The organism is Nostoc sp., from assembly GCF_036917635.1.
Lineage (GTDB): Bacteria > Cyanobacteriota > Cyanobacteriia > Cyanobacteriales > Nostocaceae > Nostoc.
In genome coordinates this window covers 19474-39697 of sequence record NZ_JBALCW010000012.1, presented here as the reverse complement: position 1 = coordinate 39697, position 20224 = coordinate 19474, and the positions used below count along the sequence as shown (strand labels likewise).

19 protein-coding genes are annotated in these 20224 nt (G+C 40.9%); 9 read left to right on the top strand and 10 right to left on the bottom strand.

The window, feature by feature from the left end; translation table 11 throughout:
* The first annotated feature begins 58 nt into the window (after positions 1-58).
* Positions 59-712 carry a sugar transferase gene (locus V7K32_RS02685; RefSeq protein ID WP_334990104.1) on the top strand — a complete coding sequence of 218 codons (654 nt, stop codon included), beginning with the start codon at positions 59-61 and terminating at the stop codon, positions 710-712.
* A 55-nt stretch (positions 713-767) separates the two neighbouring features.
* Here the strand turns inward: V7K32_RS02685 and V7K32_RS02680 are convergent, their stop codons facing one another.
* The 7 genes from V7K32_RS02680 to V7K32_RS02650 form a co-directional block, all read right to left on the bottom strand.
* Entirely contained in the window at positions 768-1604 is an 837-nt protein-coding gene (locus tag V7K32_RS02680) for a carbohydrate ABC transporter permease (RefSeq protein WP_334990103.1), read from the bottom strand.
* Positions 1605-1690: 86 nt separating this feature from the next.
* The gene (locus V7K32_RS02675) at positions 1691-1951 is read right to left on the bottom strand and encodes a hypothetical protein (RefSeq protein WP_334990102.1); all 261 of its coding nucleotides are present in this window, start codon (positions 1949-1951) and stop codon (positions 1691-1693) included.
* Between the two features lie 126 nt (positions 1952-2077).
* Positions 2078-2653, bottom strand: coding sequence for a 5-formyltetrahydrofolate cyclo-ligase (locus tag V7K32_RS02670; protein ID WP_334990101.1), 576 nt, complete (start codon positions 2651-2653; stop codon positions 2078-2080).
* 73 nt (positions 2654-2726) lie between these two features.
* Positions 2727-3671, bottom strand: a complete 945-nt coding sequence (locus V7K32_RS02665) for a GDP-L-fucose synthase family protein (protein WP_334990099.1) — start codon at positions 3669-3671, stop codon at positions 2727-2729.
* 24 nt (positions 3672-3695) lie between these two features.
* On the bottom strand, positions 3696-4775 hold the full coding sequence (gene gmd, locus V7K32_RS02660) for a GDP-mannose 4,6-dehydratase (protein ID WP_334990097.1): 1080 nt from the start codon (positions 4773-4775) through the stop codon (positions 3696-3698).
* An 886-nt stretch (positions 4776-5661) separates the two neighbouring features.
* Entirely contained in the window at positions 5662-6420 is a 759-nt protein-coding gene (locus V7K32_RS02655) for a sugar transferase (RefSeq protein WP_334990390.1), read from the bottom strand.
* Positions 6421-6531: 111 nt separating this feature from the next.
* Positions 6532-7674: a glycosyltransferase gene (locus V7K32_RS02650; protein ID WP_334990095.1), complete on the bottom strand. Its 1143-nt coding sequence runs from the start codon at positions 7672-7674 to the stop codon at positions 6532-6534.
* A gap of 117 nt (positions 7675-7791) precedes the next feature.
* On the opposite strand from V7K32_RS02650, the gene V7K32_RS02645 reads away from it, so the two are divergent.
* From V7K32_RS02645 to V7K32_RS02635, 3 genes are all read left to right on the top strand, one after another.
* The gene (locus V7K32_RS02645; RefSeq protein ID WP_334990093.1) at positions 7792-7971 is read left to right on the top strand and encodes a hypothetical protein; all 180 of its coding nucleotides are present in this window, start codon (positions 7792-7794) and stop codon (positions 7969-7971) included.
* A gap of 28 nt (positions 7972-7999) precedes the next feature.
* Positions 8000-8941 (top strand): NAD-dependent epimerase/dehydratase family protein, encoded by a 942-nt coding sequence (locus tag V7K32_RS02640; protein WP_334990091.1) that lies wholly within the window; start codon positions 8000-8002, stop codon positions 8939-8941.
* 610 nt (positions 8942-9551) lie between these two features.
* Complete coding sequence (locus V7K32_RS02635; RefSeq protein WP_334990089.1) at positions 9552-10430, top strand: SMP-30/gluconolactonase/LRE family protein; 879 nt, start codon at positions 9552-9554, stop codon at positions 10428-10430.
* Between the two features lie 404 nt (positions 10431-10834).
* Here V7K32_RS02635 and V7K32_RS02630 read toward each other — a convergent pair whose 3' ends face one another.
* Positions 10835-13024: a DEAD/DEAH box helicase gene (locus V7K32_RS02630; protein WP_334990087.1), complete on the bottom strand. Its 2190-nt coding sequence runs from the start codon at positions 13022-13024 to the stop codon at positions 10835-10837.
* Positions 13025-13414: 390 nt separating this feature from the next.
* On the opposite strand from V7K32_RS02630, the gene V7K32_RS02625 reads away from it, so the two are divergent.
* Positions 13415-13852, top strand: a complete 438-nt coding sequence (locus V7K32_RS02625; RefSeq protein WP_334990085.1) for a DoxX family protein — start codon at positions 13415-13417, stop codon at positions 13850-13852.
* A 395-nt stretch (positions 13853-14247) separates the two neighbouring features.
* Here the strand turns inward: V7K32_RS02625 and V7K32_RS02620 are convergent, their stop codons facing one another.
* A complete protein-coding gene (locus tag V7K32_RS02620) occupies positions 14248-15870 on the bottom strand; it encodes an nSTAND1 domain-containing NTPase (RefSeq protein WP_334990083.1) in 1623 nt (540 codons plus the stop codon).
* Between the two features lie 11 nt (positions 15871-15881).
* Positions 15882-16022 (bottom strand): hypothetical protein, encoded by a 141-nt coding sequence (locus tag V7K32_RS02615; RefSeq protein ID WP_334990081.1) that lies wholly within the window; start codon positions 16020-16022, stop codon positions 15882-15884.
* 90 nt (positions 16023-16112) lie between these two features.
* On the opposite strand from V7K32_RS02615, the gene V7K32_RS02610 reads away from it, so the two are divergent.
* The 4 genes from V7K32_RS02610 to V7K32_RS02595 all read left to right on the top strand — a co-directional run bounded on the left by V7K32_RS02610 (position 16113) and on the right by V7K32_RS02595 (position 20108).
* Positions 16113-16514 (top strand): CU044_2847 family protein, encoded by a 402-nt coding sequence (locus tag V7K32_RS02610; protein WP_334990079.1) that lies wholly within the window; start codon positions 16113-16115, stop codon positions 16512-16514.
* A complete protein-coding gene (locus V7K32_RS02605; RefSeq protein ID WP_334990077.1) occupies positions 16511-17221 on the top strand; it encodes a TIGR04283 family arsenosugar biosynthesis glycosyltransferase in 711 nt (236 codons plus the stop codon). Before V7K32_RS02610 ends, V7K32_RS02605 begins: the two co-directional genes overlap by 4 nt.
* A 76-nt stretch (positions 17222-17297) precedes the next feature.
* Positions 17298-18071, top strand: coding sequence for a TVP38/TMEM64 family protein (locus tag V7K32_RS02600; protein WP_334990075.1), 774 nt, complete (start codon positions 17298-17300; stop codon positions 18069-18071).
* Between the two features lie 486 nt (positions 18072-18557).
* The gene (locus V7K32_RS02595; RefSeq protein ID WP_334990073.1) at positions 18558-20108 is read left to right on the top strand and encodes a mercuric reductase; all 1551 of its coding nucleotides are present in this window, start codon (positions 18558-18560) and stop codon (positions 20106-20108) included.
* The last annotated feature ends 116 nt before the right edge of the window (positions 20109-20224 follow it).

The following is a 20224-nucleotide window of genomic DNA, read 5'->3' as shown; positions in this document are numbered from 1 at the left end:
TTATGTTCATGTCTACACTACTGATTCAAAAAGTCCTATTGTAGATAATTTAGTCCTTGTGAATCATCTTTATCTTTATTCAGTTAATTGTTCGCAACAGCCTTTCCACCCGTCAACCTTAAGCGTGAGAAAACGATTAATTGACATTGTTGGAGCCATTGTGGGGCTGATAATTACATTTCTCATAGCAATTCCCGTCGCAATTGTTACTTTTATAGATGCTCCAAGTCCAATATTTTATTCCCAAATTCGCTGTGGTTTAAACGGAAAAACTTTCCGCATTTGGAAATTCCGTTCGATGATCGTCGATGCCGATAAATTCAAGCATTTGGTTGAAAACCAAGCCAAAGGTCACATCTTTAAATGTGTTGACGATCCTCGCATTACTTCTGTGGGTAAATTTTTGCGGCGTACTAGCTTAGACGAATTTCCCCAATTTTGGAATGTTCTGGTAGGGGACATGAGTTTAGTTGGGACTCGTCCACCCACTGCTGATGAAGTCAGCAATTATGATCCACACCACTGGGATAGATTGCGAGTCAAACCAGGCATTACTGGAGAATGGCAGGCTAATGGACGCTCTAGCATTGCAGACTTTGAAACCATTGTCAAGATGGATATAGATTATCAACGTAAGTGGTCTGTAGCTTATGACCTGAGTTTGATTGTTAAAACTATCTCGGTAGTCTTGAAAAAGACTGGAGCTTATTGAATTTGTTATTTGTCATTGGTTATTCTCCTTTTTTCCCTCATCTCCACTTTCTTATTCAACCCTTGACGCCGCTACCTGTTTCCGTGGGTACAATGTAACGTTGCAAAAACAAAAATAGTAATAATACTGGGGCGATCGCAATTACTGAACCAGCAGCTACCAACCGCCAATCAAGGGAAAATGTACCTGCTAGCTTTGCGACTCCCAACGGAAGAGTGTATAAATTTTCGTCTTGGATGACAATTAAAGGCCACAAAAAGTCACTCCAAGCACCAATAAATACAAAAATAGCTAAAGTTACCAATGCTGGGCGAATTGCTGGTAACATAATATGCCACCACAAACCTAACTCCGAACTGCCATCCATGCGGGCGGCTTCTTCTATCTCTTTGGGGACACTCATGAAAGCTTGGCGCAACAGAAAAATGCCAAAGGCAGAAGCTAAACTCGGAAAAATCATCCCTAAATAACTATTTCTCAAACCCAACTGGACTGTCAAAATATAAAGGGGAATCATCACGATTTGGAAGGGAATCATAATCGTAGAGACAATCGCTACAAAAATCCAGTCTCGCCCGATAAATGATAATCTTGCCAACGGATAGGCAGCTAAAGCGCAAAACAGCAGATTTAAGCCCACAGTCAGCACTGACACCAAGGTACTGTTATACAGGTATTGCCCAAAAGGTAAAGAGTTCCACACACTAACAAAGTTATCTAGTGTCGGTTGACTGGGTAATAGCTGTGGCGGCGACTGTAAAATATTTTCTGTAGGCGATTTCAAGGCTGTACTAATTAGCCACAGTAAAGGAAAGAGCATCACCAGTGCGATCGCTCCTAATAGCGCATACATTAGCAGAATCTCCGATCGTGATTTTTTCCAGTTCAGCATTTGATTAATAACTTTCCGGTTTTTGTAAATATTTATTACAATTTTATTTATAACGCTACAACTTGCTTTGTATATTTTGCACTTGCTCAAATATTTGGTGGATGCTCACCCATTTTTACCCACATTTTCCGCACACGAGTTAATTGCAGACGATTCATTTTTAAAGTAGAAATTGTTGCTCTCCCAATGGTTGTAAGTCCTAAAATTTCTGTACCATCTTCACTCCAAGTAAAATGGTCTGCCCACAATTGCTGTTGTGGATTAAATAATTTAACCTCATTGTGAGTATTAGGGTCAATTGCTGTTTGACGAGTTGCTTTATAACGATTACAAGATGGACAAGCCAAGCAGAGATTTTCTCTCTCTAGTTTCCCCACCAGATGACAAGGGAATGATATGCTCAAATTCAAAGGTAGATGATGTTGGGTTAGTCATAAAACATTTGATGATGTGTCTTCATCATCCTGAATCCTTCAACCTTTCTGAGTCAATCCGGTTTCCGTAGAAACAGCTTGTAGTGGTTTATCCCAAGGTTCAATAAGTATTTGAGACAAATAGGCAAACTCAAAGACAATTCCGATAGTCGGCTTTGTCTGCCACTGCGGTAAACTGAGCAAGCGATCGTAATATCCACCGCCATAGCCCAGGCGATATCCTTGATAGTCGCAAGCGACACTAGGGACAAGAATCAAATCCACTTCAGCCGGATTTAAAATTGGAGCATCGGGGTGTGGTTCAGTAATGCCATAAGCGCCGCTTTGGATAGAATCATTCGGTGTCCAAATATGCCAATGTAAGGATTTATCAACGCAGCGAGGAAATCCCCAACGGTATTTGGTGTTTACAAATAGTGGACTGAGATCGGGTTCTTGGCGAAAGCTGAAATAAGCAAGTATTGTTTTTGCTTGGGTAAACAAAGTAGAGTTTTCTAAATGAGAGCATAAGCGATCGCTTTTTTCTCTCCACTCTCGAACGGACATTGATTGACGGGTTTTAAGTAAAGTGCGTCGTAGTTCTACTTTATTTAGTTGATGATTAACTTTGTCCATAAAAATTTATAGCTTCAAAGAAATAAGCTGGGCGATGCCCAGCTTATATCAGCCTACACTTACCGATAGATTGTTATACAGCGTGTTGACGATACCACTCAATGGTATTCTTTAACCCTTGCTCAAAGCCCACCTGAGCCGTGAAATTAAAGGCAAGATTCGCCCGTTCAGTATCTAAACAACGGCGGGGTTGACCATTAGGCTTATCAGTTTGCCAAACAATTTCACCCTTAAACTCCATCAATTCGCAGATCAGAGTTATTAAATCAAGGATGGAGATTTCATAACCTGTTCCCAAGTTAACTGGTTCCAAATCGTTATAGAATTGAGTTCCCATAACAATCCCTCGCGCTGCATCTTCTGAATACAGAAACTCACGGGTAGGACTGCCATCACCCCAAACTGGGAGTTGTTTTTCTGCTTTAATTTGGGCTTCGTGAACTTTGCGAACTAATGCTGGAATAACGTGAGAACTTCCTGTGTCAAAGTTATCTTCTGGACCATATAAATTTACTGGTAGTAGATAAATCCCATTAAAACCATACTGCTGGCGGTAAGATTGCAATTGGACTAAAAGCGCTTTTTTAGCAATTCCGTAGGGGGCGTTGGTTTCCTCTGGGTAGCCATTCCAAAGATCATCTTCTTTAAATGGCACCGGGGTAAATTTAGGATAGGCGCAGATTGTGCCAACACAAACAAATTTTTCTATTCCAGCTTGATAGGCAGCGTGAATTAGCTGGGTTCCCATGATCAAGTTATCGTAGAATAACTCTGCGGGTTTTTCGCGGTTCAGACCGATACCCCCAACATGAGCTGCTAGATGGATAATTACGTCTTGCTGGTCAACTGCGCGTTGGCAATTTTCCCAAATACGTAAATCACAATCGCGCGATCGCACTATTGTAATCTTCTCACGTTCAGCCCCTGCAATACACAGTTGATCTATCACCTGACGACCTAGAAACCCCGACCCACCAGTAACGAGAATGCGTTTATTTTTTAATTCTAAGGCAGTCATATTTATTATCCTCTGTGGTGCGAATCAGAAGTGCAAAGCGCCCAGTTGTTGACGAATAGTTGCAATATCTAATGGAAATTGCGAACCATTTCCATTGGGTGAAGTGTGACCCAATGCTTGTAAATCTGCTTCTACCATTAAGGAAACTAGTTCTTCAAAGGTTACTGATGTTTTCCAGCCCAACTTCTGGCGGGCTTTGGTAGAATCGCCAATCAACAACTCTACCTCAGATGGACGGAGGTAACGCTCATCAAACTCTACATAATCTTGCCAATTGAGATTTACGTAACTAAATGCTAGTTCCAAAAACTCGCGCACCGAGTGGGTTTCACCAGTAGAAATTACATAATCGTCTGGCTGGTCTTCCTGCAACATCAACCACATTGCTTTGACGTAATCCTTCGCATAGCCCCAATCTCGCTTTGCGTCTAAATTACCCATGTAAATTTTTTTCTGCTTACCAGCAACGATACCAGCCACTGCTCTAGTAATTTTGCGGGTTACAAAGGTTTCACCCCGGCGTGGTGACTCGTGGTTAAAAAGTATGCCATTACAAGCAAACAAATTATAAGACTCACGATAATTTACAGTTTGCCAGTGGGCGTAAACTTTCGCACAGGCGTAAGGACTGCGGGGATAAAAGGGCGTTGTCTCAGTTTGAGGTACTGCTTGTACTAAACCGTACATTTCTGAAGAACCCGCCTGGTAAAATCGCACTTGAATTCCGGTACGGTGTTGATAGTCCCGAATTGCTTCCAACAGACGCAACGTTCCCATTCCGACAGCATCCACCGTGTATTCTGGTGAATCAAAGCTTACTCTGACATGGGATTGAGCGCCCAGGTTGTAAATCTCTACTGGCTGGACTTCTTCTAAAATGCGTCGCAGCGTCGTACCATCTGTCAAGTCACCATAGTGAAGAAACAACCGCACTCCCTCTTTGTGAGGGTCTTCGTAAATATGATCGATGCGGTCTGTATTAAAGGTAGAAGTTCGGCGAATAATGCCATGAACCTCATAACCTTGTTCTAACAAAAACTCACTTAGATATGAACCATCTTGACCAGTAATACCAGTAATCAACGCTCGTTTCTGTTGCGTCATGCTTAATTATCCCTTATTGTCTTTGATTAAAAAGTTACAGGCAATCTGATACAACCTAGCAGCTAATTGCTCAATTGCCTAATGGGAAACCTACGAGTTCTTGTTCTTAAGAGACTTTCTCCCTAAATAGATATACTTAATAAAAAGTAATTTAACACGTCAGTTTTATGAGATATATCAAGATTGTTTAATTATGTATATTTCTTTTATTAAATAGATAAAAATTCTTTTTGTGTAGGTTATTTTTTTGTCAAAGCTTCATATATCTGGTTTTCTGAAGACTGATTGAAGAATTCAGCAGCAAAGCCGGAGACGTTTTTGTTGTTTTGGTCAGCAATCTTGACGCTCGTTCCTCGCTTATAGCGTTCCCTCTCGAACGCGAGTGCGTCATTGTTGGTGCAGTGGCGACCATAGGAAAATGAGAAGAGAAGGCTTTACGCTTCGCTATCAGTGGGGGTCTGAAACCCACCTATTCATCCGCCTCCGGCTTTGCTTCTGACTCCTGAATTCTGTTTCGATAAAAAAATATTTTTTATTAGACTTTTGGCAAAAATCAGAATCAGAGCAAAGCGAACCACAGATGCACACTCAAAGAAGTTTAAGTTAAGCCTTATCTAAGTTGAGAGCCGTAGTTTTCACCCTCTCCCTAAATCCCCCTCTCCCAAATCTGGGAGAGGGAGTTTGAAATTCTGGCTCTCCGAATCCCAGATTTGGGATTCGGGGTTGGGGGATGAGGGCAAATCCTTTTCATCATGGAAGAACTATAGGCTTCAAGATAGACGTGGTTTAAGTAGAAACGCATAAATTATAGATAAATATATAAATAGGGAAAGAATTGGTACTTAGGGGCATTAACTGCCCCACAGAATCCACCTTAAGTAGTTACTCAGTATGCCCCGTTATTTTTGGGCAGAATGACCACATCAACGGTTTTCAAGATGATCCATAAATCAAGCCAGAAATTCCTAAACCTAGCATAATGCAGGTCTATTTGGACTCGCCGAGGGTAGGGAATATCATTACGCCCAGACACCTGCCACAAACCTGTAATTCCTGGACGGATTGTTAAAATCTCATCAATGTAACAACCGTATTTTGGCAGTTCTTCTGCTACTAAGGGTCGGGGGCCGACCACACTCATGTCCCCTTTTAAAACGTTCCAGAACTGGGGAAATTCGTCTAAGCTAGTAATTCGCAAAAATCGACCAATTTTGGTAATTCGGGGGTCTTGTTTCAGCTTAAAACTGCTTTCAAATTCTTCTCGCAATTCGGGCGATGTTTCCATCATTTGCATGAGGATTTCGTCCGCATTGCTTACCATTGTTCGGAATTTAATACAATTAAAGGGTTTGTAATTTTTCCCTACCCGTTCTTGGACATAAAAAATTGGACCTTCTGAGCTGAAAGCAATCAGCAAAGTCAAAATTAAGTAGACGGGGAAGAACAAAATTAACACCGACAGCGAAAACACTATATCGAACAGTCGTTTGGCAAACTCTCCGTTTAAACCCTGAAAAGATAAACCTTTGGGTTTAACTTTTGGCGTCTTTGTTTTTTGACCGCGTTTTAAGAAAGTCCGCGTAGACGTTCTGGTGTCTTGCCTTACGCCTCGCTTGCCGGAGAGGAGTGAGCTCTGGGCAGTCATCATACTCCTTAATAATCCACACCACACATAGTCCCAATATTAAAGCCAAAATGAGGTGCTTCTGGGGAAAATTGCCAAAAGCCTAAAAAAATCAGACGTTATTCAAGACCATCATTGCAAAAATGGTCTTTTTTCGTTGCATTTGTTTACAAAATCTAAATAACGATCTGCAAAAATTTGCGGTGAGAACTGCGCGGCGTGCGATCGCATATACTCGGAACTGAACGAACCTTCATACACTTCAAACTTTTCCACTGCCTCCACTAAAGCCGCCTCTGTTTGCGTCTTGAAAAATATACCTGTCCCTGTATCCGCACAAGAGCGAATATCCTGCACTGTTTCTAAAGCACCCCCTGCACCGTAGGCAATCACTGGCGTGCCACAGGCTTGTGCTTCCACTAGGGCAATACCAAAATCTTCACAAGCTGCATATACAAACGCCTTAGCCCTAGACATATATTTTTTTACCACATTATCGGGTTGCCATCCCATTATTTGGATATTAGAGTTTGCCATCTCGCGTATCGTGTTCATTTCATCTCCTATACCAATGACTACTAATGGTCGTTTGAGTTGATTAAAAGCCTTGACAATCAACGATATTTGCTTGTAACTCACTAACCGGGAAACTGTCAGGTAAAAGTCATCTTTCTCAGACAAAAACGGAAATTCCGCAATATTCACTGGTGGGTAAATGACTGTTGCTTCTCGTCGATAGCAACGCCAAATCCGCCGGGCTGTATGTTGCGAGTTAGCAATGAAGTAATCAACGCGATTGGCACTCAATACATCCCACTGACGCAAACGATGTAATAAATATCGTGTCACCCACCCAGCTAAACCACTACCCAGTTTGCTGTGGCGCAGATAATCAAAAGTCAAGTCCCAGGCATAGCGCATTGGGCTGTGACAGTAGCAAATATGCATCTGTTCGGGAGTGGTAAGAATTCCTTTGGCAACAGCGTGGGATGAAGACAGAATTACATCATAATGCCGCAAATCAAGTTGTTCAATTGCCAAAGGCCACAAAGGCAAGTACTTTTGTATACCGTTGCGGGCAGATGGAAAGTTCTGGAGAAACGTCTTGCCAATTTGACGCTTATATAAATAACTTTCAGGATTACTGGATTCAAAATCTATGAGGGCATACAAATCAGCATCAATATGATTCAAAATTTCTCGGACAACGAGTTCTGAACCACCGGTGGCTTTAGGTGTCAGCCACTCATGAACCAGAGCATATTTCAAGGACACAGCTAAACAATTCAAATTTCAAAATTTACGCATTCAAAATTGAAGATAGTTTTCTTAGACTCCGACTGAAAAGTTTCCCTTTGTGATTAATTAACGGGAAGTTTCCCAGATTAGCAAATGGGACGCAATCTTTCCCTCCGAGGTTCCAGATGGATGCTGCAACCTGATAATCTCAGAGTGGGGAGTGGGGAGTGGGGAATGGGGAATGGCGCATGGGCAATAGTTATTCTTGCCCTGCAATGCCAGCAACGCCAGCAACGCCAGCTTTTCAACTCCCCTACTCCCCTACTCGCTTGATGACAACTGATATAGAAATGGTGAATTTATGCGAATTCTAATTATGGGTGGTACTCGGTTCATTGGTGTCTATTTAACTCAACTATTAGTGGAACAAGGACATGAGGTGGTACTGTTCAATCGGGGAAATCGGCCAGCACCTTCTTTAAAGGGAGTAGGACAAATTATAGGCGATCGCACTGACGCTACCCAATTAAAGGCAAAGTTATCACAAGAAAACTTTGATGTCATTTTTGACAATAACGGACGGGAACTTACTGATACTCAACCACTGGCAGAGATTTTTCAAGACCGAGTGCAACATTTTGTCTATATGAGTTCTGCGGGGGTATATCTCAAATCTGACCAATTGCCCCATGTAGAAGGCGATGCAGTAGATCCTAAAAGTCGCCATAAGGGTAAACATGAAACAGAAGCTTACCTGACTCAATTGGGTTTACCTTTCACCTCTATTCGTCCTACTTATATTTACGGGCCTCGTAATTATAATGAGTTGGAAGGCTGGTTTTTTGATAGAATTGTGCGCGATCGCCCCATTCCTATCCCCGGAAATGGTTTGCATATCACCCAGCTAGGTCATGTAAAAGACTTGGCGCTAGCAATGACTAAGGTTTTGGGTAATAAACAAGCTATAGGACAGATTTATAATATATCTGGCGATCGCTTTGTTACTTTTGATGGTTTAGCCCGTGCTAGCGCTGTAGCGGCTGGTAAATCACCCGATGCTGTAAAAATCGTCCATTACGAGCCGAAAAAGTTTGATTTCGGCAAGCGCAAAGCTTTTCCGATGCGGGTGCAGCATTTCTTTGCTTCGGTGAACAAAGCACAAACAGAATTAAATTGGCATCCTGAATATGATTTAATTTCTGGGTTACAAGATTCTCTGGAAAATGACTATTTGACTAATGCAAAAGATAAAGCTGAAGTAGATTTCTCTGTAGATGAGGAGATTTTACAAGCGTGTGAGTAAAGATGTTTAGGGACACATCGCTGTGCATTGGTGTCAACTTAACGTAAAAGCTATGTCCCGCAAGGAACTGAAGTTCCTTGCTCATAACGAAAGTCATCAACAGATGACTCAATACACTTGGGTTAAGGCTCAAACTCTTTGTTAAAGTCAATTTTTTTTACGAACCTTTCTAGGCGCAGAGAACACAGAGAGAAGGAAGAAATGCTTAACTGAACTGTATTGCTTGATAACTAAGATATAGCCAAAAATATGAAGTCTACTTAAAGTAGACTTTAGCTAAAAGCCAAAGAACTTTAGTTCGAGGCGGGTGAGGAAGCTAAAAGTTTTCCTACTTTTAGCTTAAGTTGACACCTATGATCGCTGCGTGCATCTACTGATGCTTTTGGCATCTTTACAACTCATCTGGGTTAACGCCTAACTCTCGCAGTTGTGCTGCTCTGGGAAAGATGCAATTTATCGCGTCTTTAGTTTTTACTAGAACAGGAATTCGGAAATGGCATATAAATCCTGAACTTGAATAAAAAGGAAGAAGTGTTGCAAATGTTTTACCTAATGAAAGCAACCATTTAGGTATATACTTTTGAAGATTTAATATTTAAATTAACTGCTTATGGGGCAATATCCACTCCACAATGTTCTAGGAGCCAGGGCCCGCTTAGGTGAAGGCCCCATCTGGGAGTCTACCAGAAGCCTACTGTACTGGGTTGATATTTATAACCATCGGGTGCATCAGTTCAATCCTGCCACGGGGGAAAATCGCTTTTTTGATGTAGGAGATGTCGTCAGTGCGATCGCAACAGCAGGTGCAGATAGATTAATCATGTTACTCAGGCATCACCTGGCATTCCTCAACACCCAGACAGGTGAAGTTAACCCCATTTTGCAAATTGAAGAAAATCTACCAGATAACCGTTTCAATGATGGTAAATGTGACCCTCAAGGACGTTTTTGGTTTGGCTCAATGTGTTCTTTGGAAAAACCCCAGGCTAGCCTCTATCGCTATGATAAAGACGGTTCATTGCATGTAATGGAAACAGGATTGACTATTTCTAATGGTCTGGGGTGGAGTCCCGATCAAAAAACATTTTACTTAACAGATACTCCTCAGCAAAAGATATATGCTTATGACTTTAACTCAGTAACAGGAAACATTAGTAATCGTCGGATTTTTGTTGATTTAACTCATGAATTATTCCACCCAGATGGGTTGACAATAGACAGTGAAGGACATATTTGGTCAGCGATGTGGGATGGATGGTGTGTAATTCGTTTCAACCCCAAGGGTGAAGAGATATTGCGGGTAAAACTACCTGTGCAAGTGCCAACTAGTTGTACTTTTGGCGGCGAAGATTTGCAAACACTCTACATTACCACTGCTTCCGTTGGACTCAGCCAAGCAGAGATCGAAAAAAGTTTCTACTCTGGTGATTTGTTTGCTCTCCAAACTGATGTTACTGGATTACCTAATTATGATTTTTATGAATTATAGCGGTTCTCGACCCAGTGATATCATGTCCGCATAATTAGTTATGATTTCCACAGTCATTGCACCCCACCTCTAAATCCCCTCCCTGCTTGCGGGGTGGGGTTCTTCGGGTTTAATAAGTAATCTAACGGACATGATAAGCTGTTCTGCATTTAATTTGTATAATTAGGGCGGGCAAGATGCCCACCCCACAAGAGTTTTATTTTATTTGATTATTCAATTTAGATGATTTTCAGCTTATGAGGTACAATTTTGCCCTCACTTCTATTCCTCTCTCGTAAAAGGAGAGAGGCTTTGAAATTTTCCCCCTTCCCGCTTCGGGAAGGGGGTTAGGGGGTTAGGTCTATTTGTCTAGCTGTAACTCACAGGGTTGAAAATGGCTATATAGAAATTTCCAAGTAATTAAACTATTGTACTATGTTTTCTTCTCTCCAAAATGCCACTTGCTGTTTGAGTTCTCTCATATCTAAAGAATCGCTAGCAAAAGCTTTTCGCAAAAGTGAATGAGGAACAAATTGATCATATTTTTGAATTTCCGGTGCTTCTGAAGTACTGAGTAAATCTTCTGAGGTAATTCTTTGCTCACACAATGAAGCAATTTCATCATAAAGATATTTAAATTTATCCTTGCCTAATTTAATTGTTAAATAATAAGGATTTACTCCGCCAATACTTGTAATTTCCAATGATTCTCGACAGGATGAGTTAAGTAATCTTTCTAAAGTCCGATAAGCAACTGTACCCATCCAGGGAAAAATACAGCATTTACCTTTTTCTAATTGCAAGATATTTTGTTTATCTAATCCAATCTGCTGCACCAATTGGCGAACTTCACGTAAACGTTGCAAAGCATTTTTTTGCAAATAGCTGTACTCAACATTCTCAAATAGAACCTGTTGCATTCGTTGCAGAACTTTGGTATGAATAGTACCACCACTACCACGCCAATAAATACTAGCTTTTCCCTCGGATTGTTTAACAAAAATAGCCTTTTTTTTAAAGTCAACTTCTACTACTTCCCAAGTTCTCCCAGCTAAAGCAAATTGATTTCCAACAGCAGGCGGCGTGACTATACTGCCAATTTGGGTTGCACCTTGCTTAACAATATATTCTTGCTGTTCAGCAAAGACACCATAAAACTGGAATTTTCTCACAATCTTTTCTCCTGCCAAACCCAGGATTAATTTACCTTGCTCAGTATGCTGAATATGACCAATATCAATTAAATAGCACAGCAATAGTTGGAAATCTTCTTTTAAAATAGCAGCAAAGGGCGGCAAGCTAAAAATTTGTTTAGCTAAAGCATTAGGTGATATTTCCCCTGCTGCTGTTAAAATACTCATTGTTTGGTGATAAAGCAAACTTAAAGGATATTTAATCGGTCTGATTGGTTCAATCCATTGTTCCTCTAAATAAAGTTGAATGATAGCAATAGACTGCAAAAGCTGCCAGGGTATTTGTTCTGGTAAAGAAGCTTCTAATAATGGTTTCTCTTCAGCACAAATAAAGCGCATATCGGCAGCTTCACCTCTTCTACCACTACGTCCTAAACGCTGTAAAAAGCTAGCTACAGACAAGGGTGATTCTAACTGAATAACTCGCTCTAAATGACCAATATCTATGCCTAATTCTAAAGTCAGAGTGGCGGCGGTAACTGCTGGATTGTTGGGTTCACGCATCGCATTTTCAGCTGCTTGCCGCAAGCTAGCAGATATACTCCCATGATGCACATGATATATATCTGGTAGCCTTTGTTCTGTAGCAATTTGTCGCAAAGATGCTATTACAGATTCAGTTTGCGTGCGATTATTCGCAAATATCAGGCATTTGCGAGATTTGCTGAGGTTGAAAATATATTTTTCATAAGCTGTCGCCTCTAATTCATCTTCTTCATCAGTAATATAAAAATGTTCTACAGCTAGTTTAATTTGGCGTTTTATCCCATCAGCTTCCGGTGTAATCACTGGCTTTTCTGTTCCAGAACGCAACCAATTTTCCGCTATTGAGTAATCACCAAGAGTTGCCGATAAACCAATACGACGCGGTTGTTTTTGCGTCAACTTTGCTAAACGTTGTAATTGGCAAATAATTTGACAACCGCGTTCTGAACCCATAAAAGCATGAATTTCATCAATGATCACAAATCTTAAATCACCAAATAAGCGAAGGAGGTCGTTATTTTTGTTGATTAACAAACTTTCTAGAGATTCGGGTGTAATTTGTAGAATACCTTGAGGCTTTTTTAAAAGCTTGTTTTTTCGAGTTTGAGAAACATCACCGTGCCAGTGCCAAACTGGAATATCTGCTTCTTTGAGTAAGTCGTTAAGGCGCTCAAATTGATCGTTAATTAAAGCTTTGATTGGACTAATATATAATACCCCTATAGTTGCAGCCGGGTTAGCGTGTAATAAAGTCAAAACTGGTAGAAAGGCTGCTTCTGTTTTACCCGCAGCAGTTGCAGCAGTAACTAGCAAATGAGCATCGGTGTCAAATATAACTTGACAAGCGGCAATTTGAACTGGTCGTAATTCAGTCCACTGGTGATGATAAATATATTCTTGGATGAAGGGTGCAAGTCGGTTAAAGGCATCGCTCATGTTTTTTATGAATAATTAATAACAGGTAATGAATTGACTATTAGATTATTACCATCAAATAAATCTGAGATGATATTATACTAAGCGACTAACATTGAATAATCGCTGACATCGCTATAAAATGTGATGGACAATTAAGTAAGTTGATAAAATTAAATATAAAACCTCACCCTGCCTCTGGCTTCCCTCTTTGAACGCACAAAGAAGGATTGAGGGTGAGGTTTTATATAGATGTTTAATTACGCCTACCTATTTAAATAAATCTCTTAATTAAATATTAAATGGTATTTTGAAAAATTTTGCCGATTTTTCCTCCTGTTGACTCAAGACAGATTAACATCTATAAATCAAACTTAAGTAATAGGACAAGTATATAATCAGGCAAAACCCATGAATAAATATAAGGAAATCTTACGAGTCATCCTTGCTATATGCATCATTGTGGTTGGAGTGACACACTTTCTTGTTCCAGGAGAATATGTCAAAATTGTGCCGCCGCAACTACCTTACCCTTTAGGATTAGTTTATCTGAGTGGTTTTTATGAAATTTTGGGTGGTATTGGTTTATTAGTCCCGCCTGTAAGTCAAGCTGCTGCTTGGGGACTTCTTATTCTTTTTATTGCTGTTTACCCTGCCAATATTTATATGGCAGTTAATCTTATTAAGATTGAACATATACCAAATTCACCTTGGGTACACGTAGTCAGGCTTCCCTTTCAAGCAGTTTTAATTGCTTGGGCTTGGTGGTACACCAAATCTTATGATGGGGAAAAACAAGCTTCTATTATTCCCAAGTCACTCATTCCCAAAGAATTAAAATTGAAATAAGTTTTTGTTTACTGCGATCGCTTTAATCATAAAAACTCATTGAGATCGAAGCAATCTTTGAAAAGAGCGATCGCTCTTTGATGCCATTTTTTCAGATTAGATGCAGAGTTCCCGGAAGTGACTTCAAGGTTAACGGGAATCGTTTCAGGGTTAACGGGAGTCGTTTCAAGGTTAACGGGAATCGTTTCAGGGTTGACGGGAGTCGTTTCAGGGTTGACGGGAGTCGTTTCAAGGTTAACGGGAATCGCTTCAGGGTTGACGGGAATCGCTTCAAGGTTAACGGGAATCGTTTCAGGGTTGACGGGAGTCGTTTCAAGGTTAACGGGAATCGCTTCAAGGTTGACGGGAATCGCTTAATTATAAAAACTCATTACCAGCAAAGCAATCTCTGAGCGTTACTCGCTCTGACAAATAAATCTTTTTGTTTTGCTGACTCCACCTAGTTTGCTATAGGTAGTCAGGGTTAACCCTTCTTCAGTTCTTTGCTGCCATAGTTCTGTCAGCGTGTACTGCAACAACGGTAAACTTCCTGGTGAATTTTCTACATATGCAATCATTTGAGAAACTAATTCCGGTTCTACTGCTAAGTTCATATATTCAGCAGGTTTAATAATTGCTGTTTCTAATTCCTCCCGAATCATCGGTGTTACTGTTACTAAATGCTCTTGAATTTTCTTAGCTAGTCCGCCATACTCTTGTTCCAGACATTTGCCAAAAAAATCAGCCCGCATTGTGATTATTAGGCAGAGTTTATTGTCATCGCGTTGTAAAGCACCTAACACACATTCAAAAAACTGCTGTCGTTTTGTAATGTCTTGACATTGAGTAAAAGTTTCTTCAAATTGGTCTATCACTAACATGACGCGCTGAGTTTGTGCAGCAGTAATCAACTGTCCTAAACCAACTGCACCTTTCGCAATTAATCCTTCGGCTTTTGCTAATTGTGATGCGCGTTCAATATCTGATAATTCTGATTCTACAAATGCCAGTGCTAAATTTTGTAAGGGGTTTATCCCTGGTCGAAATATTTTCAACTGCCAAGTATCGCTACCTAATAACTTGCGTCCTAACTTTAATTGATAAAGTAAACCGGCTCTCACAACACTAGATTTACCACTTCCTGATGCTCCCAACACAGCGAGGAAATTACCCGATCGCACTTTTTCTAATAATTTGTCGGTTAACGCTGTTCTGCCATAGAATAAGTTAGCATCTGCTTCGGTGCAATCAAAATATGACAACCCTTTGTAAGGACAAATAGCTGATATCTGTACTGTGGAGTTAACAGGAGAGGAATTCCATTTGCGGGTGAGATTAATTGCTTCACCAGAGTTAGCAAAAATTGGACGCTGGGGAAACGGGTGATGTTCTTGATTAAGCAAGTCTACTAAAGTGTAATTACTCACCCAACGGTCTTGTTTTGGTTCCAAACCTTTCAGCAGTGCGGCGGTGAGAACGCTGTGTTGGCTGTTAATCTCTTCAAAAGCTACTTCAAAATCACGAGAAGCCGCTATAAAACACCTGTCTCTACCTTTACCGCGATCGCCTGGATCTGCCTCTGCAAAATTTAGCACCTCTCCGCTATAGCAGCAATCCAAAATTACAATTTGTTGTCTAACTTCACTTTCTTGCAGCAGTCGCCGCAGCCATTGCAAAGATAATCCCCAATTACCCGCATCAGGGTTTACTTCACTCGTCGCTAAAAAGCCTTCTTGAATTCCTAAGTTTTTCCGCAATCCATGACCAGAAAAATACAGTAACGCTGTGTCTGGCGGCTTACCGTCTGGCTTAAATAATTGCACGATCGCTCTTTCTAACTGAGTTAAACTAACTTTAGTTTGCTTACCAATGCGAATTGTCTGGTTTTCCTTATCTTTGACTGCTGGGAGCCGCGTTACCTGAAATTCGCCATATTGTTGTAAAATTTGAGCGATCGCCTCACCATCCCCGGCTGGTGCATTGAGACTCTTTAAGCGGTCATACGTATTAATTCCCACCACCAAAGCGTCTCGACTCATCCTAGAAAGCCCTATGATAGTTGTGCCGAATTATTTCCAGCTTCTACAAGAAATTTACCGCATTTTCCGTAAAAATTTGTAGGGTAGCTGTCATCGGTGGGGTGGACATCTTGTCCGCCCATGATTACGGGCGGACAAGATGTCCACCCCACAAGATTGGATAATTTATTTCTTGGTAATCTCTAACCGCCCATTTCGCGTTAATTTGACTACACGCAATTCTTTTATCTAAAATTTATTCCATGACTCAACTCACACCTATTCATTTAGAAGATGGCACGATTATTTATATTGAAGCCACAGATAATGTAGATGCACCACCAGTTAGCATCGAAGTTTCACCAGAAGGAGAAGAAAAAGCGCTAATTGATAAGGGATGGAATGCTGATGTTGCACAAAAACAAATAGTGCAAAATTTCCAAGCAATTGAAGGTACAATTCGGGCTTACACTGTTTATTCACTTAATGCTTTTAAAAAAATCCCTGTTGCCAATATTAATAAAGTCACTCTAGAATTTGGCATCAAAGTTGGCGGGGAAGCAGGTATACCCTACGTAACTAAAGGCACGGCTGAGAGCAATCTGAAGATAACGGTAGAGTGTTCATTTCCTGAGCAAGTGGAAAAGAAAACTCAGCAATCATGAGTGATAATATTGACGCAGCCAAAATTTCTATTATTATTCCGACTCTTAATGAAGCGGGGAATATCAAAAAAGCCATTGCAACTACTCAACCCAATACAAATATAGAAGTAATTGTGGTAGATGGTGGCTCTAGTGATGATACTGTAGCGATCGCTCAGTCTTTAGGTGTCAAAGTTATCTCATCATCTCCCGGTCGGGCTGTACAAATGAATACGGGTGCTGTAGCTGCTACCGGGAAAATTCTACTGTTTCTCCATGCAGATACCTGTTTACCGACTGGGTTTGATGACATGGTTCGCACAGCCCTACAACAGCCTGGGACTGTGGCTGGTGCATTTAAATTGCGGATTGATGCATCACTTTTAAGTTTACGATGGGTGGAGTGGGGAATAAATGTGCGATCGCATTTTTACCAAATGCCCTATGGCGACCAAGCAATTTTTTTAACAAAAGCAGTATATCAGCAAATTGGTGGTTTTCCCCAATTGCCTATCATGGAAGACTTTGAACTCATGCGTCGTTTAAAACGCATCGGACGGATTATAATTATTCCCACACCAGTTATTACCTCAGCCCGTAGATGGTTGCAAAAGGGAGTGTTTAAAACTACGCTACTTAATCAAATAGTAATTATTGCTTATTTACTCGGCGTTTCACCTGAGCGAATTTGTCGCTGGTATCGCCGAGAAAAATTTAAGAGAATTTAAGCTGTTTCTAATATGGGTAGTATATCTTAAGGGCATTAGATTTGAGGTGTAAGTTTCAAAGTTGAGCCTCAGACCGATGACAAAACTAACAATCATTCAGATATTTAAAAGTATTGATGCCAGAAAATTGCAGAGGTTTTTTAGCTTAAGTGGATTAATATTACTGATATTGGCGAGTGTTTTCTTATTAAACACAGGCTTTGCCTTGGCACAAGAATCTGCAAATCCAAATTCTTTCAATCCCCAAGCAATTTTACGGGACTCTTTGCAGTGGATTGATAGCCTGGGTGCGCTGGGAGCCATAGCTTTTATTGCTCTTTACATTATCGCTAGCATCGCTTTTTTCCCAGGTTCTATTCTCACGTTGGGGGCTGGTGTGATTTTTGGTGCAGTTTGGGGTTCTCTTTACGTGTTTATCGGTGCAACTTTTGGCGCTACTGCTGCTTTTCTTGTAGGACGTTATTTAGCAAGGGGCTGGGTTGCTCGGAAAATTGCAGATAACAAAAAATTTGCTGCCATTGACCAAGCTGTTGGTAGAGAAGGATTAAAAATTGTCTTGTTAACGCGACTGTCCCCGATATTTCCTTTTAATTTATTAAACTATGCCTTTGGTATCACAGGAGTTTCACTTAAAGATTACTTTATCGGTTCTGTAGGCATGATTCCGGGAACTGTGATGTACGTTTATATTGGTTCCCTTGCAGGAAATCTTCCCATGATTGGTACTGAGACTCAACCCACCAACCCTACTTTACAATGGGCAATTCGCATCTTGGGTTTGATTGCTACAGTAGCTATAACAGTTTATGTAACCCGGATTGCGCGGAAAGCTTTAGAAGAGGAATTGTAAGGGCGCACAACTGTGCATTGGTGTCAACTTAACGTAAAGTCATGTTCTGCAAAGAACTGAAGTTCATTGCTAATAGCTAAAGTCATCTGAAGATGACTAAATATAGCCAAAAATATTTAGTCTACTAAAGTAGACTTTAGCTAAAAGCCAAAGAACTTTAGTTCCAGGCGGGTGAAGAAGCCAACAGTTAAGCTATTTCTAGGCTTTTGTTGACACGTATGATAACTGTGCGCCCTTACTGTGGTCTATTCAACTGCAAATTGCTGTAAATTATCAATTGTTGAAATGTTTATACAGGAAAGCTTCAATTGTATCTGTCAATTCCCAAACGGACAAAATAATTCAAAGGCTGTATTCCTTATTAAACAAGCATAAAAAATAAAAGACTGAGCCGCCTAAATTCATCGGGATTCTTAATTTTTAATTTTGAATACCCCAAAAGACAGTTGACTTTAGTATTTTCAATTCTTAAAAGAGGTTTTGCCAATGACCAATTCAGATTTAGAGAGAGTCACAGTTCGCCCAACTGATGAGTATAACCAAAAGTTGGTTTCTTACGTTCATCCACCAAATTGGGTTAATCCTCAACCGGCTGATGTTTACGATTTGGTAGTAATTGGGGCTGGTACGGCGGGATTAGTAGTGACTGCGGGTGCGGCGGGTCTGGATTTGGGTTTAAAAGTGGCATTAATTGAAAAGCATCTCATGGGTGGAGATTGCTTAAATGTTGGTTGCGTACCATCTAAAACTATTATTCGGTCGGCTCGCGTTGTTGGCGAAATCTGGGATGCTCAAGACTTGGGAGTTAATATTCCTCAACATAATATTGATGTTGATTTTCCCAAAGTCATGGCAAGAATGCGGCGGGTAAGGGCTGGTATCAGCCATAATGACTCGGCGGAGCGGTTTCAAAACTTGGGTGTCGATGTCTTTTTGGGTAGCGGCCGATTTGCAACTAAAAATACCGTGGAAGTTGGCGAGAAAACCCTCCGGTTTAAAAAAGCTGTAATTGCTACTGGCGCAAGAGCTGCTCAATTGTCGATTCCGGGAATTGAAAAGGCGGGTTATCTAACTAATGAGACGGTTTTTTCGCTGATTCAACGACCGGAACGTTTAGCGGTGATTGGTGGCGGTCCCATTGGTTGCGAATTGGCGCAAGCTTTCCGGCGCTTAGGTTCTGAGGTGGTAATTTTCCATAGCGGTTCTCATCTTCTGAATAAAGAAGATGCTGAGGCTGCTAAAATTTTGCAAAAGGTTTTGATTAGCGAAGGAATTCGCGTCGTACTGAATTCCAAGTTGGAAGAAGTGGTAACTGTTACCGAGGGGAAACGGCTTTACTTTTCCTCTAATAGTCATCGAGATTCGGTGACAGTAGATGAAATTTTAGTCGGTGCGGGGCGATCGCCAAATGTCGAAGGTCTGAATTTAGAAGCAGTGGGTGTAGAATACGATCAGCGCCAAGGTGTAAAGGTAAATGATTATCTCCAGACGACGAATCCCAAAATTTATGCAGCTGGTGATATCTGCATGAACTGGAAGTTTACCCATGCTGCCGATGCTGCGGCGCGGATTGTGATTAAAAATACCCTGTTTTCTCCCTTTGGCATAGGACGCTCTAAACTCAGTAGTCTGGTGATGCCGTGGGTAACTTATACTGACCCAGAAATTGCCCATGTAGGCTTGTACGAACACGAGGCAGAGAAATTGGGTATTGAAGTGACGACAATCAACATCCCTTTTAGTAGTGTAGACCGAGCGATCGCAGATGGTGAAGAATCAGGATTTCTCAAAATCCACCATAAAAAAGGGTCTGATGAAATTATCGGTGCAACGATTGTCGCCAGTCACGCGGGTGAGATGATTTCAGAACTAACTACGGCAATGGTGAATAAAATCGGTTTAAGTAAGTTAAGCAGTGTAATTCATCCTTATCCCACTCAAGCCGAAGCTATTAAAAAAGCTGCTGATGCTTATCGTCGAACCCTCTTGACATCAAATACTAAAAAATTGTTGGGATTTTTAACAAAGTTATCTTGAACTGGGGATTGGGCATCCCAACTCTTGGAGACGCTACGCGAACGGCTTACCTCGGCTCCGCTCGGCACAAGTCGCTCAGGGCAAGTGGCATTGATTATTGATTCTTCTCCCCCCGC

Bases quoted from the DNA above. Each gene is read 5' to 3' on its own strand.
- V7K32_RS02670 (WP_334990101.1), bottom strand. From the start codon at position 2,653: ATGGACAAAGTTAATCATCAACTAAATAAAGTAGAACTACGACGCACT.
- V7K32_RS02595 (WP_334990073.1), top strand. From the start codon at position 18,558: ATGACCAATTCAGATTTAGAGAGAGTCACAGTTCGCCCAACTGATGAG.
- V7K32_RS02655 (WP_334990390.1), bottom strand. From the start codon at position 6,420: ATGACTGCCCAGAGCTCACTCCTCTCCGGCAAGCGAGGCGTAAGGCAA.
- V7K32_RS02610 (WP_334990079.1), top strand. From the start codon at position 16,113: ATGACTCAACTCACACCTATTCATTTAGAAGATGGCACGATTATTTAT.
- V7K32_RS02635 (WP_334990089.1), top strand. From the start codon at position 9,552: ATGGGGCAATATCCACTCCACAATGTTCTAGGAGCCAGGGCCCGCTTA.
- V7K32_RS02630 (WP_334990087.1), bottom strand. From the start codon at position 13,024: ATGAGCGATGCCTTTAACCGACTTGCACCCTTCATCCAAGAATATATT.
- V7K32_RS02665 (WP_334990099.1), bottom strand. From the start codon at position 3,671: ATGACTGCCTTAGAATTAAAAAATAAACGCATTCTCGTTACTGGTGGG.
- gmd (WP_334990097.1), bottom strand. From the start codon at position 4,775: ATGACGCAACAGAAACGAGCGTTGATTACTGGTATTACTGGTCAAGAT.
- V7K32_RS02640 (WP_334990091.1), top strand. From the start codon at position 8,000: ATGCGAATTCTAATTATGGGTGGTACTCGGTTCATTGGTGTCTATTTA.
- V7K32_RS02680 (WP_334990103.1), bottom strand. From the start codon at position 1,604: ATGCTGAACTGGAAAAAATCACGATCGGAGATTCTGCTAATGTATGCG.
- V7K32_RS02600 (WP_334990075.1), top strand. From the start codon at position 17,298: ATGACAAAACTAACAATCATTCAGATATTTAAAAGTATTGATGCCAGA.
- V7K32_RS02625 (WP_334990085.1), top strand. From the start codon at position 13,415: ATGAATAAATATAAGGAAATCTTACGAGTCATCCTTGCTATATGCATC.
- V7K32_RS02620 (WP_334990083.1), bottom strand. From the start codon at position 15,870: ATGAGTCGAGACGCTTTGGTGGTGGGAATTAATACGTATGACCGCTTA.
- V7K32_RS02645 (WP_334990093.1), top strand. From the start codon at position 7,792: ATGGGACGCAATCTTTCCCTCCGAGGTTCCAGATGGATGCTGCAACCT.
- V7K32_RS02605 (WP_334990077.1), top strand. From the start codon at position 16,511: ATGAGTGATAATATTGACGCAGCCAAAATTTCTATTATTATTCCGACT.